Source organism: Paeniglutamicibacter psychrophenolicus, assembly GCF_017876575.1.
GTDB lineage: Bacteria > Actinomycetota > Actinomycetes > Actinomycetales > Micrococcaceae > Paeniglutamicibacter > Paeniglutamicibacter psychrophenolicus.
This window is the reverse complement of the sequence record NZ_JAGIOE010000001.1, coordinates 1166811-1191402: the sequence shown is the minus strand read 5'-3', so window position 1 is coordinate 1191402 and position 24592 is coordinate 1166811. Positions and strand designations below refer to the sequence as shown.

21 protein-coding genes are annotated in these 24592 nt (G+C 65.0%); 17 read left to right on the top strand and 4 right to left on the bottom strand.

The genetic code is table 11. The features are described 5' to 3' along the window. Window positions 1-2 precede the first annotated feature (2 nt). The 3 genes from JOF46_RS05160 to acnA form a co-directional block, all read right to left on the bottom strand. Window positions 3-671: a DUF4956 domain-containing protein gene (locus tag JOF46_RS05160; RefSeq protein WP_209906336.1), complete on the bottom strand. Its 669-nt coding sequence runs from the start codon at window positions 669-671 to the stop codon at window positions 3-5. A 161-nt stretch (window positions 672-832) separates the two neighbouring features. Further along, entirely contained in the window at window positions 833-2062 is a 1230-nt protein-coding gene (locus JOF46_RS05155; RefSeq protein ID WP_209906335.1) for an NADP-dependent isocitrate dehydrogenase, read from the bottom strand. 53 nt (window positions 2063-2115) lie between these two features. Further along, window positions 2116-4785 (bottom strand): aconitate hydratase AcnA, encoded by a 2670-nt coding sequence (gene acnA / locus JOF46_RS05150; RefSeq protein ID WP_209906334.1) that lies wholly within the window; start codon window positions 4783-4785, stop codon window positions 2116-2118. Window positions 4786-4895: 110 nt separating this feature from the next. Here acnA and JOF46_RS05145 point away from each other — a divergent pair, with 110 nt between their 5' ends. From JOF46_RS05145 to JOF46_RS05125, 5 genes are all read left to right on the top strand, one after another. Then, entirely contained in the window at window positions 4896-5567 is a 672-nt protein-coding gene (locus JOF46_RS05145; RefSeq protein ID WP_209906333.1) for a GntR family transcriptional regulator, read from the top strand. Between the two features lie 269 nt (window positions 5568-5836). Further along, window positions 5837-6859: a Bug family tripartite tricarboxylate transporter substrate binding protein gene (locus tag JOF46_RS05140; protein WP_245348013.1), complete on the top strand. Its 1023-nt coding sequence runs from the start codon at window positions 5837-5839 to the stop codon at window positions 6857-6859. A gap of 48 nt (window positions 6860-6907) precedes the next feature. Beyond that, window positions 6908-7288, top strand: coding sequence for a universal stress protein (locus JOF46_RS05135; RefSeq protein ID WP_209906332.1), 381 nt, complete (start codon window positions 6908-6910; stop codon window positions 7286-7288). Next, a complete protein-coding gene (locus JOF46_RS05130; protein WP_209906331.1) occupies window positions 7278-7823 on the top strand; it encodes a tripartite tricarboxylate transporter TctB family protein in 546 nt (181 codons plus the stop codon). The genes JOF46_RS05135 and JOF46_RS05130 overlap by 11 nt, the downstream gene beginning before the upstream one ends. Continuing rightward, window positions 7823-9328, top strand: coding sequence for a tripartite tricarboxylate transporter permease (locus JOF46_RS05125; RefSeq protein WP_209906330.1), 1506 nt, complete (start codon window positions 7823-7825; stop codon window positions 9326-9328). The genes JOF46_RS05130 and JOF46_RS05125 overlap by 1 nt, the downstream gene beginning before the upstream one ends. Before the next feature lie 114 nt (window positions 9329-9442). Here JOF46_RS05125 and JOF46_RS05120 read toward each other — a convergent pair whose 3' ends face one another. Continuing rightward, window positions 9443-10342 (bottom strand): LysR family transcriptional regulator, encoded by a 900-nt coding sequence (locus tag JOF46_RS05120; RefSeq protein ID WP_209906329.1) that lies wholly within the window; start codon window positions 10340-10342, stop codon window positions 9443-9445. A 163-nt stretch (window positions 10343-10505) separates the two neighbouring features. Here JOF46_RS05120 and JOF46_RS05115 point away from each other — a divergent pair, with 163 nt between their 5' ends. The 12 genes from JOF46_RS05115 (at window position 10506) to JOF46_RS05060 (ending at window position 24361) form a co-directional block, all read left to right on the top strand. After that, on the top strand, window positions 10506-11843 hold the full coding sequence (locus JOF46_RS05115; protein ID WP_209906328.1) for an MFS transporter: 1338 nt from the start codon (window positions 10506-10508) through the stop codon (window positions 11841-11843). A 59-nt stretch (window positions 11844-11902) separates the two neighbouring features. Beyond that, window positions 11903-13594 carry an acyl-CoA dehydrogenase family protein gene (locus JOF46_RS05110; protein ID WP_209911573.1) on the top strand — a complete coding sequence of 564 codons (1692 nt, stop codon included), beginning with the start codon at window positions 11903-11905 and terminating at the stop codon, window positions 13592-13594. Window positions 13595-13616: 22 nt separating this feature from the next. Next, complete coding sequence (locus JOF46_RS05105; RefSeq protein WP_209906327.1) at window positions 13617-14792, top strand: CaiB/BaiF CoA transferase family protein; 1176 nt, start codon at window positions 13617-13619, stop codon at window positions 14790-14792. A gap of 40 nt (window positions 14793-14832) precedes the next feature. Further along, window positions 14833-16023 carry an acyl-CoA dehydrogenase family protein gene (locus JOF46_RS05100; RefSeq protein WP_209906326.1) on the top strand — a complete coding sequence of 397 codons (1191 nt, stop codon included), beginning with the start codon at window positions 14833-14835 and terminating at the stop codon, window positions 16021-16023. Between the two features lie 22 nt (window positions 16024-16045). Continuing rightward, window positions 16046-16834 (top strand): enoyl-CoA hydratase/isomerase family protein, encoded by a 789-nt coding sequence (locus JOF46_RS05095; RefSeq protein ID WP_209906325.1) that lies wholly within the window; start codon window positions 16046-16048, stop codon window positions 16832-16834. Window positions 16835-16871: 37 nt separating this feature from the next. Beyond that, entirely contained in the window at window positions 16872-17747 is an 876-nt protein-coding gene (locus JOF46_RS05090; RefSeq protein WP_209906324.1) for a 3-hydroxyacyl-CoA dehydrogenase family protein, read from the top strand. Between the two features lie 65 nt (window positions 17748-17812). Next, window positions 17813-19024: a thiolase family protein gene (locus JOF46_RS05085; protein WP_209906323.1), complete on the top strand. Its 1212-nt coding sequence runs from the start codon at window positions 17813-17815 to the stop codon at window positions 19022-19024. A gap of 299 nt (window positions 19025-19323) precedes the next feature. After that, entirely contained in the window at window positions 19324-19644 is a 321-nt protein-coding gene (locus JOF46_RS05080; protein WP_209906322.1) for a hypothetical protein, read from the top strand. 9 nt (window positions 19645-19653) lie between these two features. Further along, entirely contained in the window at window positions 19654-20523 is an 870-nt protein-coding gene (locus JOF46_RS05075; RefSeq protein ID WP_209906321.1) for a hypothetical protein, read from the top strand. Between the two features lie 304 nt (window positions 20524-20827). Next, on the top strand, window positions 20828-21388 hold the full coding sequence (locus tag JOF46_RS05070) for a TetR/AcrR family transcriptional regulator (protein WP_209906320.1): 561 nt from the start codon (window positions 20828-20830) through the stop codon (window positions 21386-21388). 125 nt (window positions 21389-21513) lie between these two features. Next, on the top strand, window positions 21514-23031 hold the full coding sequence (locus JOF46_RS05065; RefSeq protein WP_245348012.1) for an APC family permease: 1518 nt from the start codon (window positions 21514-21516) through the stop codon (window positions 23029-23031). Window positions 23032-23122: 91 nt separating this feature from the next. Further along, window positions 23123-24361: a saccharopine dehydrogenase family protein gene (locus JOF46_RS05060; RefSeq protein WP_209906319.1), complete on the top strand. Its 1239-nt coding sequence runs from the start codon at window positions 23123-23125 to the stop codon at window positions 24359-24361. Window positions 24362-24592 lie beyond the last annotated feature (231 nt).

Below are 24592 nucleotides of genomic sequence, written 5' to 3'. Positions count from 1 at the left end.
GGTTATCGCCCCTGGCGCTGGGCAAGGTCCCGTTCGCCGGCAACCTGCGGCTGCGGCGCGCTTGCCGGGGCCGGGATCGATTCGATGGACGGGGCGTCAAGAAGCTCGCGGCGCTTTCCGGCCGCGGTGTTGGCGCGGAAGCGCACGTCCACGATGGTCAGGTCACGGACCATGTCCAGTTCGATGACCACGGTGCGCAGCACCTTGGCGTTGAGCAGCTCGGCCAGAGCGGCGTGCAGCTGGTGCTGTTGGGCATAGGCCGTGTCAAGGGTGACGGTCTGGCGCATGGTGCGCCGGCCGAAAGCCGGGTGGTCGGCGACGAACATGACCAGCACCATGGCCAGGCTCAGGGCAGGAGAGAGCCAGGCCGGGTCCGGGTGCAGCCCGTTGATCAGGCCGATGGCCAGCGAAATGAAATAGTAGGCGACCTCTTCCTGGGTCAGGGTGTCGGAGCGAAGGCGGATGATCGACAGGATGCCGAACAGTCCCAGACCCAGGCCGGCTCCGGCCCCGGAACCGTTGAGCAGCATCGTCACCCCGAAGATGCCGAAGTTCAAGGCCAGGTAGGCCAGCGCAAGATCCTTGCGGAAGTGCCTGCGGTAGTAGATGCCGCATACCAGCACCAGCATCGCAACCATGTTGGCTGCCAGGGCTATCCAAAAGTTCTGCATATCGAACTCCTTCATCTCAGATGTTGTTCATTCACTGTCTGACTAGGACGATATTGATCCTTTATGAGATGAAAAGGAGTTTTTGATGAGAGGGCTCTCATGAAGAAAGGGGTAACGGCAGACGAACGGCTCCCAAACCCGACTTGGCGAGCGCCCGGATCCTAGACCCGGTGGCCAGCAACCATCCGGTGGAAGCGGCTGGCGACGGCGTCGATGAACTCCTGTGTGCTGGACCCGGTCGTGGCGACTGCGCTCAGGGAAACCAGGTCATCGGTCACGATCCCGGCGTCCACCGTGCCTGCGACCGCGCGGCGCAGGTCCCCGGCGACGGCCAAGAGCACTGCGTCCTCATCGAGCTTCGCCCGGTGCTCCAGCGCCCGGCCCCAGGCCAGGATCGTGGCAATCGGGTTGGTGGAGACCCGGTCCCCGGCCCGGTGCCGGCGATAGTGTCGGGCCACCGTGCCGTGCGCGGCCTCGGAGAGCTGGATGCGCCCGTCGGCGGTGGCCAGCACCGAGCCCATGAGTCCCGGGGAACCAAACCCCTGGGCAACGATGTCCGCCTGTACATCACCGTCGTAGTTCTTCAGCGCCCACAGGAATCCGCCGGAGCTCTTGATCGCATAGGCCACCATGTCATCGATCAGCCGGTGTTCGTAGGTCAGTTCCCGTTCGGCGAAAGCCTCGGAGAACTCCTTGGCAAAGACCGTCTCGAAGACCTCCGTGAACAGCCCGTCGTAGGCCTTGAGCACGGTGTTTTTCGTGGAGAGGTACACCGGGTAGTTGGCGTTCAAGGCGAAGGAAAAACAGGCGCGGGCGAAGGTGGCGATCGAATCGGTGTTGTTGTACATGCCCAGTGCCACTCCCCCGTCCGGCCCGAACTCAGCGACCTCCCGGATGATTGTCTCCCCGCCGTCGGCCGGGGCGTAGTTCAGCGTCAGGGTGCCGGCCCCGGGGACCGAGAAGTCCGTGGCCTGGTATTGGTCGGCGTTGGCGTGGCGGGCGATCACGATCGGCGCCTGCCAGTGCGGTACCAGCGGCTCGATGGATTCGATGATGACCGGCTCGCGGAAGATCACCCCGTCCAGCGCCTTGCGCAGCGTGCCGTTGGGCGAGCGCCACAAGTGCGTCAGCCCGTATTCCTCCGCGCGTGCCTTGTCAGGAGTGATGGTGGAGCACTTGACGGCCACCCCGTGTTCCAGGATCGCTGCGGCAGCCTCCGAGGTCACCGCGTCCCCGGTCAGCTCCCTGTTCGGCAGCGACAGGTCATAGGAATCCAGCGGGATCTGAAGCACCGGGTCGATGATGCGTTCCCGCACCAGTTCCCAGATCACCTGGGCCATTTCGTCGCCGGTGATCTCCACAATCGTCCGCGCCACCTTGACCTTGTCCATCTGGCATCACTCCTGTTGATCGATTTGTTCCGTGCCGGGTTTGCCGCGGGGCATTACCGGGCTTGGATCTTGGTGGCCCGTGCCGCGTCGATGGTGCTGCGCAGCAGATGCGGGATCACCCCGCCGGAGCGCAGCAGTGCCACCTCGAGTTCGGTTTCCACCGCCGCCCGGGCCATGAAGTCCTCCACTTCGCCGTTCCTTCGCGTCAGCCGCACATGGATATCGGCACGGACTGCCATGCTCCCGGGCTCGGCGGCGATGTCGATGGTGTCCCCCGGGACCAGTTCTTGCAGGCGAGCGCGCACGGTTTCGGGCACCAGCAGCGGCAACACCCCCATGCCGATCAGGTTGGAACGGTGGATGCGTTCGAAGCTGGTGGCCAGCACGGCGCGCACGCCCAGCAGGCGCTGCACCTTCGCTGCCCAGTCGCGGGAGGAGCCGGTGCCGAAGCGTTCCCCGGCAATGATGACCACCGACTCCCCGGCGTCGGCATAGCGGTTGGCCGCCTCGTGCAGGGGAATGACCTCGCCCGTCGGGGCGTGCACGGTGTGGGCCACCGGCAGCGGTTCGGCCAGGGAATCCCCGAGCTTGTTGTGCACGCTCTTGGCGTGGAAGCCGCCGCGCAGCATGACCTCCCAATTGCCGCGGCGGGAGGCGAAGACGTTCAGGTCCTGGCGGCTCTCCCCGCGCTCGACCAGGTAGTCGGCGACCCCTGACTCGGCCGGAATGGCGCTGGCCGGGGAGATATGGTCGGTGGTCACGTCGTCGCCGAGGACCAACAGCGGGTGGGCGGCGTAGGAACCGAGTTGGCTTCCCGCCTCCAGGGAGGCGAAGGGTGGACGGCGCAGGATGGTGGAGTCCGGATCCCAGGCGAATTGCGCGCCCTGCGGGTGCGCAAGCTTGTTCCACAGCGGGTTGGCGGTGGCGAGGGCAAAGTCACGGGCGAAGTCGCTCGAATCGTGTCCTTGCGCCCAAGCCGCGTCGATTTCTTCGGCCGTGGGCAGCAGATCGTTCAGCGTGACGGCCGGGCGGTCCGCTGTGGCCGGGGCAAACTCGTGGCTTTGCAGATCGACGTCGGCTCGTCCGGCCAGCGCATAGGCAATCACCAGCGGCGGGGACATGAGAAAACCCAAGTCGAGATCCGGGTGGATTCGTCCGGCGAAGTTGCGGTTGCCGGAGAGCACTGCCACCGGGCGGATGGACCCGGCGGCCAGTTCCCCGGCGATGGGTGCCGAAAGCGCGCCGGAGTTCCCGATGCACGTGGTGCAGCCGAAACCGACGATGTCGAACCCGACGGAGCCAAGGTCCTCAAGCAACCCGGCGCGGCGCAGATAGCTGGCGGCAGCCGGGGAACCCGGCGCCAGGGAGGTCTTGACCCAATGCGGAACAACAAGTCCCAGTGTCCGTGCCTTGCGGGCCAGCAAGCCGGCTGCCACCAACAGCTTCGGGTCGGTGGTGTTGGTGCAGCTGGTGATCGAGGCCAGCGCTATGGCGAAGCGCGGCAGTTCACTAGCATCCTCGGCCACGCCGTTGCTTTCCCCGGCCAGGACCCGTGGGACTTCTTCCAGCGTGCGCAGATCTTGGGGGCGACGCGGTCCGGCGGCGCGCAGAGACACCGCGGACAAGTCCAGTTCGAGCACGTCGGTGTATTCGGGGGTTGCCGCAGGGTCGAACCAGAGGCCGACAGCCTTGTAGAAGCTCTCGACCAGGCCGAGCTGTTTCTCGGGGCGCCCGGTGTCTTCCAGGTACTCCAGTGCGTGGTGGTCGACCGGGAAGTAGCCGGTGGTCGCCCCGTATTCGGGGGCCATGTTGGAAACGACCGCTCGTTCCCCGATGCTGAGCGTGGAGATTCCGGGGCCGAAGAATTCAACGAACTCGCCAGAGACGCCGCGGGTGCGCAGCATGTGGGTGATGGTGAGGGCCAGGTCGGTGGCGGTGGCGCCGACCGGCAGCGATCCGGTGAGCCTGAAGCCGATGACATCGGGGATGCGCAGCGTGGTGGGCATGCCGAACATGACGGTCTGGGCCTCGAGCCCGCCCACGCCCCAGCCCAGGACGCCCAGGCCGTTGATCATCGGGGTGTGCGAGTCGGTGCCGATCATCATGTCCGGGACGATCAACGTGGGTGCATCGGCGTCCCTGCCGCTGGATTCCGGGTGGGCAAGTGTGGCCAGTTGTTCCAGGTTCAGCGTGTGCATGATGCCGGTGCCCGGAGGGTTGATGTTCACGGTTTCCATCGATGCGGAGGCCCATTTGAGGAAGCTGTAGCGTTCGCGGTTGCGGCGGTACTCGTGCGCGAGGTTGCGCGGCGCCGCGTCCTTTGCGGCATATTCCTCCACGGCCAGGGAGTGGTCGACGGACACCTCGACGTTCAGGCGGGGATTCAGAATCCCCGGATCGATACCGATCTCGGCCAGTGAATCGCGCATGCCGGCGATGTCTACCAGTGCCGGGGTGCTGGTGGTGTCGTGCATCAGCAGGCGGTGGGGCCAGAATTCCAGTTCCTCTTGCGAGGTTCGCCGGACCAACCACTGGCGCAGGTTCGCAACGGTGCGCGCGCTTTCGTGCGGGCTTGAGCGCCGCAGCGTGTTCTCGGCCAGCAGGCGCAACACCACGGGCAAGCGACCAAAGTCGTCCCCGAACGTGCCGCGCACATCAGTGGCCAGGTAGTCCCGGCCGTTGGCCCGGAATCCGATGGTGCCGTGGCGACCCTGCAGGGCCATGGGCGTCCCCTCTCGCATCAAGTTTTATAATTTATAAAGTCTAGGGTGCAGGCTATCACGCTTCCCGGTTATTGTTGGAGCACGGATTCCTATTGAAAGGGCGGTGGCACATGAGCCTCCCACCCACGCTGACCAAGAACGCCTACGCCTACGAACAGGTGCGCCTTCGCATCATGAACGGGGATTTGGTTCCAGGCCAACCACTGGCACAATCCAAATTGGCCGCCGAGCTCGGGGTCAGCCTCACCCCGATGCGCGAGGCCCTGCGCCGGCTCGATGCCGAGGGGCTGGTGACGATCGACGCACACAAGAACGCCTGCGTTGCGGCCCTCACCGACACCGAAGCACGCAATCTCTTCACGGTGCGTGAGCGACTGGATCCCATGGCAGCGGCCCTGGCCGCCGAGCACCGCACCGCGTCGGACATCACGGCAATCAAGGCAGCCGCGGGTGCCATGAAGCCGCTGCGCAGGGGCACCGACCTGGAGGCGCTGGGTGCACACCGCGAGTTCCACCGTGCCATCTACCGCGCCTCGCACAACGACCTGCTGGTCAACATCCTTGAATCCCTCTGGGACAAGGCCGACCGCTACCGGCAGATCGGCCTGAGGGAACGCCACGACTCGGCCGCTGAAACCAAGCGTGTCGACGTCGAGCATCGCGCCATCATGAAAGCGGTCATCGACGGGGATGTTGCCGCATCCGAGGCTGCCATGACCGCCCACGTCCGCGGGTCGCTGGGCCGCCGCGCGATCGACATCCTATCGGCTGGCGAACCGTAGCAGGCCCGCCAGCCATTCCGAATCTCCCGCCCAACGGCCCGCACCAGTCTTTCTGGTGCGGGCCTTTTGCTGCCGCGAGGAATCCGCCCATGCCTCCTGCGCTGCGAACCGACCACAAGCGCATCGCCAACTTCGCCGCGGTTGACATGAGCTGCACCACACCCCTACGCTCTGTTAATTATAATTTGTAACTTGTAACATTCCGAGTCCCGATGACTCCGTCGCCCGGCAGGGGCAATCACCAAACAGCACCGGAAGGACGTCCCCTCATGCAGGAGATCCCCACAAAGCGCCCGCGCACGGCACCGCGGTGGCTGCGCCGCGCCGGCACCGCCACCGCCGCAATCCTGGGCGCGGCGGCCGTCGTATTGGCCTCCATCAACGCCTCGGCCAGCGGCAGCGGCGAGGATGCCCGCAGCCAACTGACCCTCATCGCCCCGGCCGGGGCCGGAGGCGGCTGGGACGGTGCCGCCCGGGAAGCCCAGCAGGCCATGCGCTCCCAGGGAATCGTGAACAACGCCCAGGTCGTGAACATCCCCGGTGCCGGCGGCACCATCGGCTTGAACAAGTTCGCCGGCATGGACGGGGAAAGCACCACCCTGATGATCATGGGCATCACCATGCTCGGCGCCATCAACATCAACGGGTCCGAAACCACCGTCCGGGACGTCACGCCGATCGCCAGGCTCACCGACGATTACGACGTGCTCGTGGTCCCTGCCGATTCCCCCTACGACTCGGTCGCCGACCTGGTCGCCGACTGGAAGCAGAATCCCAACTCCTTCGCCTTCGGTGGCGGCTCTCTGGGCAGCGTCGACCAGATGATCATCACCCAACTTGCCCAGGCCTCCGGGATCGACCCCACCGCGGTGAACTACATCGCGTACTCCGGCGGCGGGGAGCTGGCCACGTCACTGCTGAGCGGAACCATCAAGGCCTCGGTGTCCGGATGGGTGGACTTCGCCGACCAGATCGAGGCAGGACGGCTCAAGGCCCTGGCCATCTCCGCTCCCGCACCCGTCCCGGACATCGACCTGCCCACCCTGAAAGAACTTGGCTTCAATATCGAATTGACCAACTGGCGCGGCATCGTAGCCCCGCCGGGCATCAGCGAGGACACCAAGAGCGAGCTGCGGGCCATCGTCTCGGAGTTCGTCGCGACCCCCGAATGGGCCGACGCGATCGACCGCAACCAGTGGACCGACACGTTCCTGACCGGACCGGATTTCGAGGAGTTCCTGGCCAACGAGACCGAGGCGGTCGACGCCATCTGGACCGAACTTGGCTACTGACCCGACACTGTCCACCCACCCCACCAGAACCTCTCGCATTGGAGCATCATGACAGTACTCGTTGGCTACACCCGAACCGCCGAAGGCCGGGCCGCCCTGCATCACGGCCGCGAATTCGCCGCGCTCCTGGATGCGCCGCTGGCCATCTTCCCGCTCTTTGACATCGACGCCGCCACCGACTGGCCCAGCCCGGAACTCTTGGAGGAAGCCGGGAACCAAACGCAGTTCCTCTCCCGCGTGCCAAGCTCCAACCACGCAGCCGAGGAATTGTTGGATCTGGGGGCGCAGATCGGTGCGCGCCTGGTTGTCATCGGGGTGCGCTCGCGCTCGCGGGTCGGCAAGATCCTGCTGGGATCCGACGCTCAGAGCATTATCCTCGGATCGCCCATCCCGGTACTGAGCGTCAAGGCGGAGAACCATGAGCACTGACACCGCAACCGAATCAATCGACCGGACCCCGCCGGCAACCTCGTCTGCGGGCGGCTTCCTGGCCGGGCGCAGTTCCCTGGTGGTTGCAGGCATCTTGTTGGCCATGGGCCTCTATCTCACCTTTGGCATCATCACCATGGACGTCCCGCAGGGCGCCAAGACCCCGGGACCGCGCTTTTTCCCGATCCTGATCACCGTTGCCATCTTCCTGCTGGCCAGCGTGCTGGTCCTGCAGTCCTTCCGGCAGCCGGAACCGGCGCCGGCCGCGGCGGGCAACTTCCGCTTCTACTCGGACTGGAAGGCCGTCAGCCTGGTGTTCTTTGCGTTCCTGGCCTTCGCCTTCTTGCTGGTCCCCGTGGGCTGGCTGCTCAGTGCGGCCCTGCTGTTCTGGGCCGTGGCCCGGGCATTGGGCAGCAAGCGACCGGTCTTTGACATCGGCGTTGCCTTGGTCTTCTCCGCCTTCATCCAATTGGCGTTCGGCGCCGGCCTGGGGCTCACCCTGCCCGGCGGCATCCTGGAAGGAATCTACGGCTAATGGAATCACTCTCCCTGCTCCTTGAGGGCTTCTCGCAGGCCCTGACCCCGATCAACCTGCTCTGGGTGTTCGTCGGCGCCTTCCTGGGCACCGCCGTCGGCGTGCTCCCGGGGCTCGGGTCCTCCATGGCGGTGGCCCTGCTGCTGCCGGTGACGTTCTCCCTGGACCCGGTCGGCGCGTTCATCATGTTCGCCGGGGTCTACTTCGGCGGCCTCTTCGGCGATTCGACCATGGGGATCCTGATGAACACCCCCGGCGGGTCCACCGCCATCGCCACGACCTTCGAGGGGCACCGCATGGCCAAGCTCGGCCGGGCCCCGCAGGCATTGGCCACCAGCGCGATCGGCGCGTTCATCGGCGGCCTGCTGGCCACGACCCTGGTCGTGTTCTTCGCCCCGAAACTGGCCGAGCTGGCGGTGATGTTCGGACCTGCCGAGTACTTCGCGCTCGCGGTGTTCGCCTTCATTGCCACGGCCTCGGTGGTCTCCGATTCCGTGGCCAAGGGACTGTCCGCACTGGCCATCGGGCTGGCATTGGCAGTGGTTGGCATCGACGGGATTTCGGGTGCTTCCAGGTTCACCGCCGATGTGCCTCAGCTCTTCGACGGGATCTCGATCATCGTGATCACCGTGGGAATCCTTGCCCTGGGCGAGGTGCTGCACGTGGCCTCACGGATCCACAGAGACGAAAAGCTCACCGCCGTCGCGGTGTCCGGACGTCCGTACCTTTCACGCAAGGAGTTTCGCGAGGCACTGCCCGCGTGGTTGCGCGGCACCGCGTTCGGCATACCCTTCGGCGTGATTCCCGTCGGTGGCGCCGAGGTGCCGACCTTCATGGCCTATGGCACCGAGCGCGCCCTTGACCGCAAGCGCAAGGACCCGCAATTCGGCAAGGGTGCCATTCGCGGCGTTGCAGGGCCGGAGGCCGCGGGCAATGCAACCAGCGGCACCGCGATGGGTGCGCTGCTGGCCCTGGGCCTGCCCACCAGTGCGACGGCCGCCATCATGCTGGCTGCATTCCAGCAATATGGCTTGCAGCCGGGCCCGATGCTCTTTGAACGCAATCCCGACCTGGTGTGGGCGCTGCTGGCCAGCCTCTTCATCGGCCTGGTCATGCTGCTGATCCTGAACCTGCCCTTTGCCCCGCTCTGGGCCAAGCTGCTGCTGATTCCCAAGCACTACCTCTACAGCGGCATCACCGTCTTCTGCGCGCTGGGAGTCTATGCCACCAGTGCCGCGGTGACGGACCTGGTGGTCGTACTGCTCATTGGCGTGCTTGGTTTTGCCTTGCGTCGCCATGGATTCCCGCTGGCACCGATCATGATCGGCGTCGTGCTCGGCCCCTTGGCCGAAACCAGCCTGCGCAACGCCATGATGTCCTCCGGCGGCGACGCCTCGATTCTGGTTGGCTCTCCGATTACGCTCACGCTCTACGGGGTGCTGGCCCTGGTGTTGGTCTACACCGCGTGGCGCAAGGTCAACGCCCGCGCCCGCCAGGACGTGTAGCCCGGCTTTCGCGTGCGAATCATTGGTCTACGCCCCTGCGTGGCACCGAGTCATCGGTTCCACGCAGGGGCCGCATAAGCCAGCCCCGGGCTGGCGCAGCCCGGCGGAGCCTCCTCAGTGACCGGCCACCTGGGCCGGGAATGCCTCTTTCGCCAGGGCAACAACGGTCCGCAGCGCCAGGGACGGGTTGGTGTCCCTCCAGGCCAAGGCGATCGGCAGCACCATGCCCGCATCGATCAGCGGACGGTAGGTGACACCATCCACTTGGATATGCCGGGATGAACCGACAACGATCGAGACCCCGACGCCGGCCCCGACCAACGCCAGGAGGCTGTATGGGTCCGGGGCTTCCTGGGCAATGTGCGGCACGAATCCAGCAGCGGTGCAGATCGAGATCATCGCGTCACGCACCCGCGACCCGTGCGTGGCCGGATAGGCAATGAAGCGCTGGTCGCGCAGCTCTTGGATGCCGATCTTTTCTCCCGCCGCCAGTTCGTGGTCGGCGGGCACCGCAACCATCAGCGTTTCGTTGCTTACCAACAATGTCGAGATCCCCAGTGGCGCCGGCGAACTGACCACCCCCAGGTCGATCTCGCCGTCCCTCAGCTTGGACAGCGCCTCTCCCGAATACATCTGCGGCTGCAAGGCGAGGCTGATCCCCGGGTGCCCCCGGGACACGCTGCGTGCCAGCGCGGAAAGGATCGAGTACCCGGTGGTTCCGGCAAAACCTACCTTGACACTGCCGATCTCGCCCTGCTGGGCCGAGCGGGCGATGCGCTTGATGCCGTCCACCTGGTCGTGGATGGCCTTGGCTGGCTCCAACAAGGCCTCACCCGAAGGGGTCAGACGCACCTTGCGCGTGGTCCGTTCGAACAGCTCGGTGCCCAGCTCCTTCTCAAGCATGCGGATCATCCTGCTCAGTGCGGGCTGGGCCATGACCAAGTTCTCGGCCGCCCGGCCAAAATGCAGCTCCTGAGCCACGGCCAGGAACGCCTCGAATTGACGTATCTCCATATCACACCCACCCACTAAGTTGCCCACGGCAGACAACACCTGATTATTCTACAATTCACAACAATGGTCCACTAACTATGTCTTGGACTCAAACGATCAATGGTGGAAGAGTGATACGCGACACAGGAAGCAAGTGAGCTTCCGCACCCCACGGAGGAACCCCATGAGCACCAGGAACGCTTCAAAGTCGGACGCCCCGACGGTGGCCGGCATCGATCCGAAGCAGGGCCGCAAGGCAGGCATTGCCGCCTTCGTCGGCACCACCATCGAGTGGTTCGACTTCTACATCTACGGCACCGCCTCGGCACTGGTGCTCGGCAAGCTCTTCTTCCCCGACGCCTCGCCGGCCATCGGCACCCTGGCCGCCTTCGCGACCTTCGCCGTCGGATTCCTGGCCCGCCCGCTGGGCGGCATCATCTTCGGGCACTTCGGCGACAAGTTCGGCCGCAAGAACACCGTCATCACCACCCTGCTGCTCATGGGAGCCGCAACCGTCGGCGTCGGCCTGCTGCCGACCTACGCGCAGATCGGTGTCGCCGCACCGATCCTGCTGATCCTGCTGCGCGTGATCCAGGGCGTGGCCATGGGCGGGGAATGGGGAGGCGCGGTGCTTATCGCCACCGAGTTCGCTCCCCCGAAGAAGAAGATCCTCTATGGCGCCTTCGCCCAGCAGGGCTCGCCCGTGGGCAACCTGCTGGCCACCCTGGCCTTCCTCGGCCTGACGTTCCTGAGCAACGAGGCCTTCAACTCCTGGGGCTGGCGCCTGCCCTTCCTGGCCTCCGCAGTGTTGATCATCATTGGCCTCTACATCCGCCTGCACATCACCGAAACCCCGGAGATGGTCAAGGCCGTCGAGTCCAAGTCCCAGAAGCGCGTACCGCTGGCCGAACTGATGAAGGACCACTGGCGCGTGGTGCTGCTGGGCGTCGGCGCCGTCGTCGCCGGCGTGGCCATCACCTACGTGAAGACCACCTTCGCCCTGTCCTGGGCCACCAAGGACCTGGGCTTCGGACGCACCGAATTCCTGCAGATCATCACCGTCGCCCTCATCGCCCAGGTCGTCATCCAGCCCTTCGGCGCCATCCTGGCCTCGAAGATCGACGTGAAAAAGGCGGTGCTGTGGATGCTGCTGCCGGAGATCGTGCTGCTGCCGCTGATGTTCTTCATGATCCAGACCGGCAACTTCGCCCTGGCCATGATCGGCATGGTGCTGGCCACCGCACCGCATGCCATGTACTACTCCGCCCTGGCCGGGGTGCTGGCCCAGCTGTTCCCCACGCACATCCGCTACACCGGGATCTCCGTGGCCTACCAGCTCTCCACCGCCGTCTTCGCCGGCACCGCCCCGTTCGTTTCCCAGGCGTTGCTCACCTCCACCGGCTCCATCTGGCCCGTGGTGTTGCTGGCCCTGGGCTACGTGGCGCTGTCGATCATCTGCATGAGCGTCCTGCTGCGCGGCAAGGCCTGGGCCAACCGCGAAGTCGACGCCGTCACCGGCTAGTCGCGCTCCGGCCCCACCCCGCACTTCTCCCAACAAATCCTGAAAGACACGTGAAACCGATGAATTTTGCCACCAGCGACCCGGCCCTGCTGCCCCTGATCGAACGCTACCTCGGCCCCGAGGACCGCGAGAAGCTCGTTCCCGTGCTGACCGAACTCGGCCGCGATGTCGCCGAACGCCTGGCCCCGCTGGCCGACATCGCCGACAAGAACAAGCCGACCCTGGAGCACTTCGACCGCGACGGCAAGCGCGTGGACAAGATCACCTACCACCCAAGCTACATCGAGCTCTCCCGGGCCGCCTACGAGACCTACGGCCTCTCGGCGCTCTCGCACCGCGGCATCCACGGCTGGGAGAACACCCCCCCGCACCTGGCCAAGTACGCCATGAGCTACGTCTTCGTGCAGGCCGAGTTCGGCCTGGCCTGCCCGGTCTCTATGACCGACGCCGCGGCCCGGACGCTGCGCAAGTTCGGCGACCCCGAGCTCTTCGCCCCCTACATCGACGGGCTCACCTCCACCGACGCGGACACCCGCTTCACCGGCGGCATGTTCATGACCGAAACCCAGGCCGGCACCGACATCGCGATGACCGAAACCCAGGCGGTTCGGGACGGGGACGCCTGGCGCCTGTCCGGCAAGAAGTGGTTCACCTCCAACCCGGACGCCGACGTGGTGCTGACCCTGGCCAAGTACCCGGGCGGCGATGACACCACCCGCGGCGTTGGCCTGTTCATGCTGCCCAAGGTGCTGCCGGACGGCACCCGCAACTCGTACGTGATCGACCGGCTCAAGGACAAGCTCGGCACCCGCTCGATGCCCTCGGGCGAGATCACCCTGGATGGTGCCTACGCGCTGCAGGTCGGGGAGCTGGACCGCGGATTCAAGCAGATGGCCGAGATGATCAACACCTCGCGCCTGTCCAACGCCATGCGTGCCGCGGCGCTCATGCGCCGCGCCGTGCACGAATCGGTGGAGCACGCCCGGTCACGCGTCGTCTTCGGCAAGCCGCTCATGCAGCAGCCGCTGATGCGCAACACCATCCTGCCGCTGGCCCTGGAAACCGAGGCGGCCCTCGGGCTGATCTTCCACTCCGGCGACATGCTGCAGAAGGCAGACGCCGGGGACGAGAACGCCAAGTCGCTGATCCGCGTGCTGACCCCGATAGCCAAGCACTACGTCTGCAAGAAGGCCCGCTGGGTCACCGGCGAGGCCATGGAGGTCCGCGGCGGCAACGGCTACATCGAGGACTGGCCCAACTCCCGCCTGCTGCGCGACTCGCACCTGGGCTCCATCTGGGAGGGTTCCTCCAACGTCATCGCGCTGGACGTGCTGCGCTGCATGAAGCAGTACGGCGCCCACAGGGGAATCGCCGCGGACATGGAAGCCAAGCTCGAGGCCCTGGCCGCCACCGACGCGGCCCCCGGCGCCGCCCAGCTCACCGAGCTCTGGCGTGAGCTGCGCACCCGCGGAGATGCGCTGCTGGAAGGCGAGAACGAGGACGCCCAGGCATTGATCGGGCACTACACCAACGCAATGGCCCAGGGCATCATGGCCACGTTGCTGCTCGAACAGGGCATCCACGAGTCGACCTCCGCCACCGGATACCGCAAGCTGCTGGTCGCCAACTCCTACCTCGATTCGATCGTCAACGGCCACACCGGCACCCTGCCGGTCGCCCTGCACTGGCTCGACGAGCTCGTCGACGGCACCGCGGTGCCGCGCGAGGCCGCCCTCAAGGTCTTCAAGTAAGCACCGGGAAAGACTGATACCCATGGACAAGCACACCACCCCCACCGGCCCGCTGGCCGGCATCAAGGTCGTCGACCTCTCCAAGATCCTCGCCGGCCCCTACGCCACCATGTCCCTTGCGGACCTGGGCGCGGATGTCACCAAGGTCGAGCACCCGCAGGGCGGGGACCCCACCCGCTCCTGGGGCCCGCCGGTCGCCGGCACCGATGCCACCTACTACCTGGCCATCAACCGCGGCAAGAAGTCGGTCACCATCGACCTGAAATCCGCCGAGGGCCAGGAAATCGTGCACCGCATGCTCGCCGAGGCCGACGTGCTGGTGGAGAACTTCCGCCCGGGCTCCGGCCTGCAGCGCATCTTCGACTACAAGCTGCTCTCCGAGCGCTACCCCAAGCTGGTCATCTTGCACATCTCCGCGTTCGGCGACCACGGTCCGCTGCGCGACGAGCCGGGCTACGACATGATCGCCCAGGCCGCCGGCGGGCTGATGTCGCTGACCGGGGAACCCGGAGGTGCACCGCTGAAGGCGGGCTTCGCCATGGGCGACCTTGGCGCCTCCCTCTTCGGGATCATCGGCCTGCTCGCCGCACTGGTGGAGCGCGGCCGCACGGGGCTGGGCCAGTACGTGACCACCTCGCTGTACGAGTGCCAGCTGGCGCTGCACGTGAACTGGGCGACCAACTACTTCGACGACGGCATCACCCCGGGCCCGCTGGGCTCCGGGCACCCGAACCTGGTGCCCTACCAGGCGTACCAGGCGCAGGATGACTACTTCGTCATCGCCGTGGGCAACGATGCCATGTGGCAAAAGCTCTGCGCCGCGATCGACCGCCCGGATCTGGGCGCGGACGCGGATTTGGCCACCAACAACGGCCGGCTGGCCAACCGCGAGCGGCTGAACATCGAGCTGGAAAAGGCGCTGAAGGCCAAGACCGCAACGCAGTGGTGCGAGTTGTTCGCCGTGTCCGGTGTCCCGGCCTCACCGATCCGTTCGCTGGATGAGGTCTACGCCCACCCGCACACCGCGGCCCTGGACATGGTCCAAATCGCGGACCACCCTGTCATCGGGGACCTGAAGCAGGTAGCCTTCCCGGTGAACTTCCGCGGCCAACGCCCACAGGTACGCACCGCTCCCCCGATGCTCGGCGCCGACAACGACACCGTGCTCCCGGCCTACTCCCCGCAGCCCACGGCCTAAGCGCCACCTAAGACTTAAGTTCCAGAAGAGAGACTCCACCATGAACACCGTTGCCATCGAACGCGACCCGGCCCTGGCCAACTCCGACGTACTGAACCTCGATTCGCTCTTCAGCGCCGAGGAACTCGCCTTCCGCGACACCGTGCGCGGCTTCGTCAACGAACGCATCAAGCCGAACATCAAGGACTGGTACGAAGCCGCCCACTTCCCGGTGGAAATCGTCAAGGAAATGGGTGAGCTCGGTCTGCTGGGCATGCACCTGAAGGGCTACGGCTGCCCGGGCCGCTCCTCGGTGGAATACGGCATCGCCGCCATGGAACTGGAGGCCGGGGACTCGGGCCTGCGCACCTTCGTCTCGGTGCAGGGTTCGCTGGCCATGACCGCGATCCACAAGTGGGGCTCCGAGGAGCAGAAGAACACCTACCTGCCCTCGATGGCCAAGGGCGAAATCATCGGCTGCTTCGGGCTGACCGAACCGACCGCCGGCTCGGACCCGTCCTCCATGCAGACCCGCGCGGTGCGCACCGAGACCGGCTGGGTGCTCAACGGCGCCAAGCGCTGGATCGGGCTGGCCTCCATTGCCCAGGTGGCAGTGATCTGGGCGGCCACCGACGAGGGCGTGCGCGGCTTCCTGGTTCCCACCGACACCGCGGGCTTCACCGCCACCCCGATCGAGCCCAAGCTCTCGATGCGTGCCTCCATCCAGTGCGACATCACCTTCGAGGACGTGCAGCTTTCCGAAGATGCGCTGCTGCCGGGAGCCACGTCCCTGCGCGGACCGTTCTCCTGCCTGAACGAGGCCCGCTACGGCATCATCTGGGGCGCCATGGGCGCCGCCCGCGACTCCTACGAGGTCGCGCTGAAGTACTCGCTCGAGCGCATGCAGTTCGACAAGCCGCTGGCCGCCTACCAGCTGACCCAGCTCAAGCTGGTCAACATGCTGCTGGAAATCCAGAAGGGCACCCTGCTGGCCATCCACACCGGCCGCATGAAGGATGCCGGCACCCTGCAGCCGGTGCAGATCTCCGTGGGCAAGCTGAACAACTGCCGCGAGGCCATCGAAATCTGCCGCGAGGCCCGCACCATCCTGGGCGGCAACGGCATCACCCTGGACTACTCGCCGCTGCGCCACGGGAACAACCTGGAATCGGTGCGCACCTACGAGGGCACCGACGAGGTCCACACCCTGATCCTGGGCAACCACATCACCGGCCAGCCGGCCTTCCGTTAAAGAGAGACCCCCAGTGAAGACCATGGCCACCAACACCCGGTATGAGACGATCCTCGTTGAGGTAACGGGCAACCTCGGCATCATCACCATCAACCGGCCCGAGGCCCGCAATGCCCTGAATCCCGCGGTCGTGCGCGAACTGCGCACCGCCCTGGAAGAGATTGCGGAGCACGGGCAGGTACGGGCCGTGGTCTTCACCGGTGCCGGGGAAAAGGCCTTCGTGGCCGGCTCCGACATCACCGCGCTGGCCACCTACACGGCCATCGACGGGCTGAACGCCAAGATGCAGCGCTTCTTCGACTTCCTCGAAGACTACGAGCTGCCCACCATCGCCGCCATCAACGGGTTCGCCCTGGGTGGCGGCAACGAGCTGGCCATGGCGTGCGACATCCGCATCGCCGCGGCCGGCGCCCGCTTCGGGCTGCCGGAAACCAACCTCGGGATCATCCCGGGGGCCGGCGGCACCCAGCGCCTGTCCCGGCTGGTGGGCCGCGGCCGGGCCGTGGAACTGATCCTCACCGGGAGGATCTTCGACGCCGACGAAGCCCTGCGCATCGGATTGGTCACCGAGGTCGTCCCGGCCGCGGACCTGCTCGATGCCGCGCGCGCCACCGCCGAGCAGATCATGGCCAAGGGCCCGCTGGCCATCCGGCTGGCCAAGCTCGTGATCAAGAACGGCGCCGAGACCGACCAGCGCACCGGGCTGCTGCTCGAGCGCCTGGCCCAGTCGCTGTTGTACACCAGCAACGACAAGGCCGAGGGCCTGAACGCCTTCCTGGAAAAACGCCCCGCCAGCTTCACCGGTTCCTAAACCTCAAGTCCACGCACTACCTTCAAGGACAACACTTATGCAGATCAACAACATCCTGGTCATTGGATCCGGTGCCATGGGCTCGCAGATCGGCATGGTCGCGGCCCTGGCCGGCTACCACACCACCATCCAGGACATCGCCGAGGAATCGCTGGCCGCAGCCCGCGCCCAGCTGTCCTCCCGCATGGACAACTCCGTGGCCAAGGGCCGGATGTCCCGCGAGGTCGCCGACGAGGCCTTGGCCCGCCTGCACTTCACCACCTCCCTGGAGGACGGCGCGGCCAACGCCGACTATGTCATCGAGGCCGCCACCGAGAAGCTGGAGATCAAGCGGGCCATTTTCGCCGCCCTGGATGTCGCGGCCCCGACCCACGCCATCCTGGCCACCAACTCCTCCACGCTGGGCTCCTCCAAGGTCGCCTCGGCCACCTCCCGCCCGTCCAAGGTGTGCAACATGCACTTCTTCAACCCGGCACTGGTCATGAAGTGCGTCGAGGTCGTCCGCCACGAGGACACCAGCCAGGAAACCATCGACACCACCATGGAACTGGCCCGCTCCATGGGCAAGTCCCCGGTGCTGGTCAACAAGGAAATCCCCGGCTTCGTGGCCAACCGCCTGATGGGTGCGCTGCGCGACGAGGCGCTGCGCCTGCAGGAGGCCGGCATCGCCAGCATCGCGGACATCGACACCACCGCCAAGACCGCACTGGGCCACCCGATGGGCCCGTTCGAGCTCATGGACCTGGTCGGCATCGACGTCAGCTACCTGATCCGCATGGCCACCTTCGAGGAGACGGGGGACGAATCCGACCTGCCGCACCCGGACGTGAAGGCGCTCTACGAGGCCGGGCACCTGGGCAAGAAGTCCGGACGCGGCTGGTACGCCTACGACGATTCCGGCGCCAAGAAGTAGTCCCCCTTCCCGGCACCACCGGCCGGGATCCCCCACGCACGACACCGAAGCAAAGGAATAACACCATGGCAGAGGCATTCCTCATTGGCGGGGCCCGCACCCCGGTCGGCCGCTACGGCGGTGCGCTCTCCTCGGTGCGCCCCGACGACCTGGCAGCCATCGCCATCAAGGCAGCTGTCGAGCGCGCGGGGATCGACCCGGACGCGGTGGACGAGGTCATCTTCGGCAACGCCAACGGCGCCGGCGAGGAAAACCGCAATGTCGCACGCATGGGCTGGCTGCTGGCCGGCTACGGCGACCATGTCCCGGGCATCACCGTCAACCGGCTGTGCGCCTCGGGCCTGAGCGCCATCATCATGGCCAGCCACATGATCAAGGCCGGCGCCGCGGACATCGTCGTCGCCGGCGGAACCGAATCCATGAGCCGGGCACCTTGGGTGCAGGACAAACCGACGAAGGCCTTCTCCAAGCCCGGCGACATCTTCGACACCTCCATCGGCTGGCGCTTCGCCAACGACCGCTTCACCACCGGGGACCTGTCCCGGAATGGCAAGATGACCTACTCCATGCCGCAGACCGCCGAGGAAGTCGCCGAGGTCTACGGCATCAGCCGGCAGGATGCAGACGCGTTCGCCGTCTCGTCCCACGAGCGCGCGCTCGCGGCGATGGCCGCGGGCCGCCTCACCGAGGAGATCGTGCCGGTGAGAATCCGCGGGCGCAAGGGTGAGACCGTGGTGGACACCGACGAGGGTCCGCGTGCCGGGACCACCGCCGAGGTCCTCGCCGGGCTGCGCCCCATCATCAAGCCGGGCGGCGTGGTCACCGCCGGGAACTCCAGCACGTTGAACGACGGCTCCTCCGCGATCGTGATCGCCTCCGAGGCCGCCATCAAGAAGTACGGACTCACCCCGCGCGCCCGCATCGTCGACGGCGCCTCGGCCGGAACGGCCCCCGAGACCATGGGCATGGGCCCGGTCCCCTCCACATTGAAGGTGTTGGAACGTGCAGGCTGGGGCATCGGGGACTTGGGCGCGGTCGAGCTCAACGAGGCCTTTGCCTCCCAGTCGCTGGCGGTCATGCGGGAGCTGAAGCTCGATGCGGGGATCGTCAACAACGACGGCGGCGCCATTGCGCTGGGCCACCCGCTGGGCTCAAGCGGTTCACGCCTGGTGGTGACCCTGCTGGGCCGGATGGAGCGCGAGGACGCGGCACGCGGCCTGGCCACCATGTGCGTTGGCGTGGGCCAGGGAACCTCGATGCTCATCGAGCGGGTCTAATCTTGGATGATTCCTCGGTTGTTCCCCGCCTTTCTTGCTGCGTGACACAGCCGTGTTATTGCTAAGTTTGAAAGCCAACCGAACCAATCAAACACGACCAAAACTATCGTGGAGTGTCGACTCAGGACCTTCAAGATGCAGGCTGGCGGAATAGCCAAACTGATCTGTTTTCAACAACTATTCGTAAAGCGCATTGGCCGGGCAGCTGGATGGTCCACAGCCGCCCGGGTTCGGCAGCAACCCGACATAGCACAGTGGTAGCCTAATTACTACGTACATCGTCACTTGGGAGAGGTGTCATGAGTCGTTCGCGAATACTGGTTGAAGCAGAAATTGGAGTTTCCGGAGCTGCGTCCTTTGACAGTCTCGTTCGATCACTAAACAACGCCGATCTAGCGATTGGCCATCCTTCCATTGAAGTGGCAGATTTTTCGCTTCTGAGCGCCGAAGGGGTCGTGAAAATCCGGCTCATCCTCAGCGGGGACACATACGCCCAAGCTGAAAGTATCGCTACATCTTTTCTCCAGACAGTCGATGAGTTCATCAATTCATGGAAATACGAAGGGCAACCTGCCCACGTCCGTGCCACAGATGGCTCTCTGCTCCTGATGCCGGCCTAACACGGACCAGTGACTTTGGAACTCGCGAAGGGGCCGGACGAACTTGTTGCTTCGGAGAAGCGCTTCATCTGGCTGGTGAAATCGGCCAATTTTGTTGCTGAATACATTTCAGAATTTTTGGTTGTTGCGGCAGCGGCTTTCGGAGGATTCGCCAGTGTACCCGCACTAACCGAGTGGGTGGCCGACGAAAGCTGGGTGCATAATATTGTGCCGGGGGTGTCTTCGGGTCAGGTACAAGTAACGGCCTACGCAATCGCTGTGCTCATTACCGCTGTCAATATTTGGGTAACTGCCGACCGCAAGAAGTCTCGGGTGCAGCTTGAACGCTCAATTCAAACTCTCACCAAGAGCCGGCTCGAGGACATAAACATTCTTGGGAATGTGCTTCAGACCGCAATGTCAGAATTTGCCGGGGAAACCGAACTATGGGGTGCCGAAGTTCGCGCTAGCTTGTATCGACATAGCGACAAACGGAGCGAGTTTGTACGGCTCGCGAGGGTGTCTTCTAATCCCAGTCTCAAGACAGCCGGAAGAAATGCATATCCTGACAACCAAGGATTCATTGCTCAGGTCTGGACCAAGGGCGAAGCAACCGTGCGAGACCTCCCGGAGGATCGCACGGAATGGAACAATATCCTGATACGTCAGCACAATTTCTCGGATACCGAGGCCGCCGCCTTGACGATGCAAGCCCGCAGCATGTGTGGCATCCGACTCGAGTATGCTGGCGAACCCGTCGGCTTAATCATTGTTGAGGGACTCAATCCTCGCGGAGTTACCGCACGGCATCTGGATGCAATGAAAAACTGTGGTTGGGCAGAGAAAATTTCCATGCTCTTTGCAGTCAGCCGGGAAAACATCGGCAATCTCACCGTTTAGAAAACACTGCGAAATCTGCGATATTTGCCGGTTGATCAAACTGCGCGGAGGGGCCAAACTCGATACATGGAGGACGAACCGCTTCCAAGCCCTCTATCCCTCGCGACAATGTGCACGCTCTGACACATGTATGTATGTGAACGCTCCGTTACACCTGTCGATGTGAACGCTTCTACACATTTCACATAAGAAGAAGAACCGAGAACTGGCTTCGCCTCCATTCCAGGGCCAACTTCCCTGTCCAGAAGGTGAACCGGAAGCCGCCGCGGGCATGGCCCTGCTAGGAGCTGAGTAGGATTGTGCAATGCTGACCGAACACGGAAAACGGGAGAACATCCTCACCGCTTACCTGAACCTTCTCTCTCACCAGGGCACCCGCGCCGCGACCCTTGAGGCGGTCAGCTCCGCGTGCAACCTCTCCAAGGCCGGGGTGCTGCACCACTTCCCCAACATGCAGGCACTGCGCCAGGGCATCTTCACCGAGCTCAAGGCGCAGGCCTCCGCGGAGGTGGAGCAGATGACTGCCGACCTTCCGCGTGCAGCCGAGTACTACCTGGTCTCCTCGTTGAGCCGGGACAATCTGCTCGAACGCCTCATCGATGCCGTCTACCGGCTCGCGCAGACCGGTGACGCCGACGCCCTTGGGTTGCTGCGCAGCTGCCGCGACGACTGGTACGGCGCGCTCCTCCTGGCCACCGGCAACGAGGCGCTGGCCAAGCTCGTGCTCTTTGCCGGCGACGGGCTGAACCACAATGCGTTGCTGAGCCTGGATGAAGCCAACGAGTCCTTCGTGGGTCCCGCCACCGCAACCCAGATGCTGGCCTTGGTGAGGCAGCTGCAGCAAACGCCCACCGCGAACGCCTAAAAAGTCCCTGCCCCACCCCCCTGCGACCAAGTGTCCCGCGTCACTTTGTGCACCGACCAACCAGATGGTAGGTTTTAGCTCACAGTCGCCCGTGTGGCGGATCACATTCTCGCGGAGGCGGCAGCATGCAGATGATTGCACCAGAACAAGCGGTCCTGACCAATCCGGAAGCGGCCTCGGGCAAGGGCCTGGCAACCGGCACGCTCGGCATCGCCGGATCGACAATCATCGGGCTGGCTTCCACGGCACCGCTCTTCTCGATCGCCGCAACCCTGGGCTACGTGGTCTACGCGGTGGGAGCCCAGGCACCCATCGCCTTCATCATTGCCTTTGTGCCCATGATGTTCACGGCCTTCGCATACCGCGAGCTGAACAGCGCGCTTCCCGACTGCGGCACCGTCTTCACCTGGGCGGCCAAGGCCTTCGGTCCGCGCACCGGCTGGTTCTCCGGCTGGGCGCTTGCGGTCGCCGGCATCTTCGTGATGGCCAACCTCGCCGATATCACCGCGATCTACATCCTGCACCTGGTCGGCGACGGCTCCCTGGCCGGAAACCGGGTAGTGGTGGTGGTCTTGGGTTCGGCGACCATCGCGATCATGACCTACGTGTCGATGCGCGGTGTCGAGCTCGGCGAAAAGGTCCAAACGGTGCTGCTGGTCATCCAGTACGCTGCCATGGCCGCGTTCATCGTTGGCTGCCTGATCGGTTACTTCAATGGCACCGCCCCGAACCCGACACCGGTTTCGCTGGACTGGTTCAACCCGATGCTGGCCAGCGGCTCCGGGATGGTCCAGGCCATCATGCTCGCCCTGTTCATCTACTGGGGCTGGGACACCTGCCTGGCGCTGACCGAGGAAACCAAGGACCCGAAGAAGACCCCGGGCCGCGCCGCACTGCTGTCCACCGTCCTGCTGCTGATCACCTACGTCGGCATCACCATGGCCGTGATGATGTATGCCGGAGTCGGCGAGGAAGGCGTTGGCCTGGCCAACCCCGAGCACGCCGATGATGTCTTCTCCGGCCTTGCATCCATGGCCATGGGCCCGCTGGGCTGGTTCCTGATCATCTCGGTGGCCATCTCCGCGCTGTCTTCCTCGCAGACCACCATCCTGCCCACGGCCCGCGGCACCTTCGCCATGGGCATCTACAAGGCATTGCCGGCACGCTTTGCCAAGGTGAGCGAAAAATCCCAGACCCCAACCTTCTCCACGCTGCTGATGGGCATCATCTCCATTGCCTACTTTGCGGGCATGAGCCTGGTCAGCAACAACCTGATGCAGGATTCGATCCTCTCGATCGGGCTGGCCATCACCGTCTTCTACGGCATCGCTTCCTTCGCCTGCATCTGGTACTTCCGCGATTCGCTGTTCACCTCGCGCCGCAACTTCCTCTACCGCTTCTTGTTCCCGCTGCTCGGCGGGGTGTTTATGGCTTGGGCGTTCATCCAGTCGGCGATCGACATGATCGACCCGGACTACGGGTTCTCCACCATCGGCGGCATCGGCTCCACGTTTGTGATCGGCATTGGCTCGCTCGCACTGGGCGTCGTCGCGATGTTCCTCTGGTCGCTGTTCCCCGAATCCAAGCCGTACTTCGAGCGGGAAACCATCAACAAGGATTCAAGGATCCTCGCACCGGAGTAAACGGCGGTCCCCGCTCAGCCATGGGCACCGGAACCACCCGCTGCCGGCGTCCCCACCAACATCCTGCTGAACCCCTGGAAAGGCAACCCCCATGCATATCTTGATCATCGGTGCCGGCGGCGTCGGATCCGCCGCGGCACGCATCGCCAAGCGCCGCAACTTCTTCGGCTCCTGCCTGATCGCCGACTACGATCCGGCACGCCCCGAAGCGCTGGTGGCCGAACTCGACGACAAGCGCTTCTCTGCAACCCAGGTCGACGCCTCCAACGCAGCAGCGGTAGAGGCCCTGGTGCGCAAGCACTCCATCACCCACGTGCTCAATGCCGTGGACCCGCGCTTCGTGATGCCGATCTTCACCGGTGTCACCAACGCCGGCGCAACGTACCTGGACATGGCCATGAGCCTGTCCACCCCGCACCCCGACACCCCGCATGAAACCCCGGGAGTGAAGCTGGGCGACATGCAGTTCGAACAGCACGAGGAGCTGGCAGCCCGGGGTGTGCTGGCACTGTGCGGCATCGGCGTGGAGCCGGGCCTCTCGGACGTCTTCGCCCGGTACGCGGCGGACGAGCTGTTTTCCGAGATCGACGAACTCGGGGTGCGCGACGGAGCCAACCTAACGGTGGAGGGCTACGACTTCGCCCCGTCATTCTCCATCTGGACCACCATCGAGGAATGCCTGAACCCGCCGGTGAAGTACGAGGCCGATCGCGGCTGGTTCACCACCGCCCCGTTCAGCGAACCGGAGGTCTTCGACTTCCCCGAGGGCATCGGACCGGTCGAGTGCGTGAACGTCGAGCATGAGGAAGTGCTGCTGATGCCGCGCTGGATCGATGCCAAGAAGGTCAACTTCAAGTACGGGCTGGGCGAGGAATTCATCTCCGTGCTCAAGACCCTGCACATGCTGGGCCTTGACTCCACAGAACCTGTCAATGTCAAGGGACAGCTGGTCTCCCCGCGCGACGTCGTTGCGGCGGTGCTGCCGGATCCGGCGCAGCTGGGTGACAAGATGCGCGGCAAGACCTGCGCCGGGGTGCTGGTCACCGGCAAGGACAAGGCCGGGGCGCCCAAGCGCGTGTACATCTACCACGTGGCGGACAACAAGGAGACGATGGCCCGCGACAACTCGCAGGCGGTGGTCTGGCAGACGGCGTTGAACCCGGTCATCGCCCTCGAACTGCTGGCCACCGGCGTCTGGTCAGGTGCCGGCGTGCTGGGCCCGGAGGCCTTCGATGCCAAACCGTTCCTGGAGCTTCTCGACGCCCAGGCGCCGGTCGGCTACGGTTCCCCGTGGCACATCCAGGAACGCACCCACGAGCTGGATTCCTAGAAGCGCACCAGGCGCCGACAAGCCACCACCCGCATCCCGTTGACCGCACGCCGACTCCCCCGGGGTTCATGCGTGCGGACGGCGGGATGCCGTCGTTTTTGCGGGCAACGGTGAGGCTCCGATCATTCGCCGCCCGGAACCCCGGGCGCAGGCAGGGCATCGCCAATCGTTTCGCCAAGCACAGGGGAAGCTGTCCGCGTCAATTCACAGCCAAGGCCCCACACTCGCCGA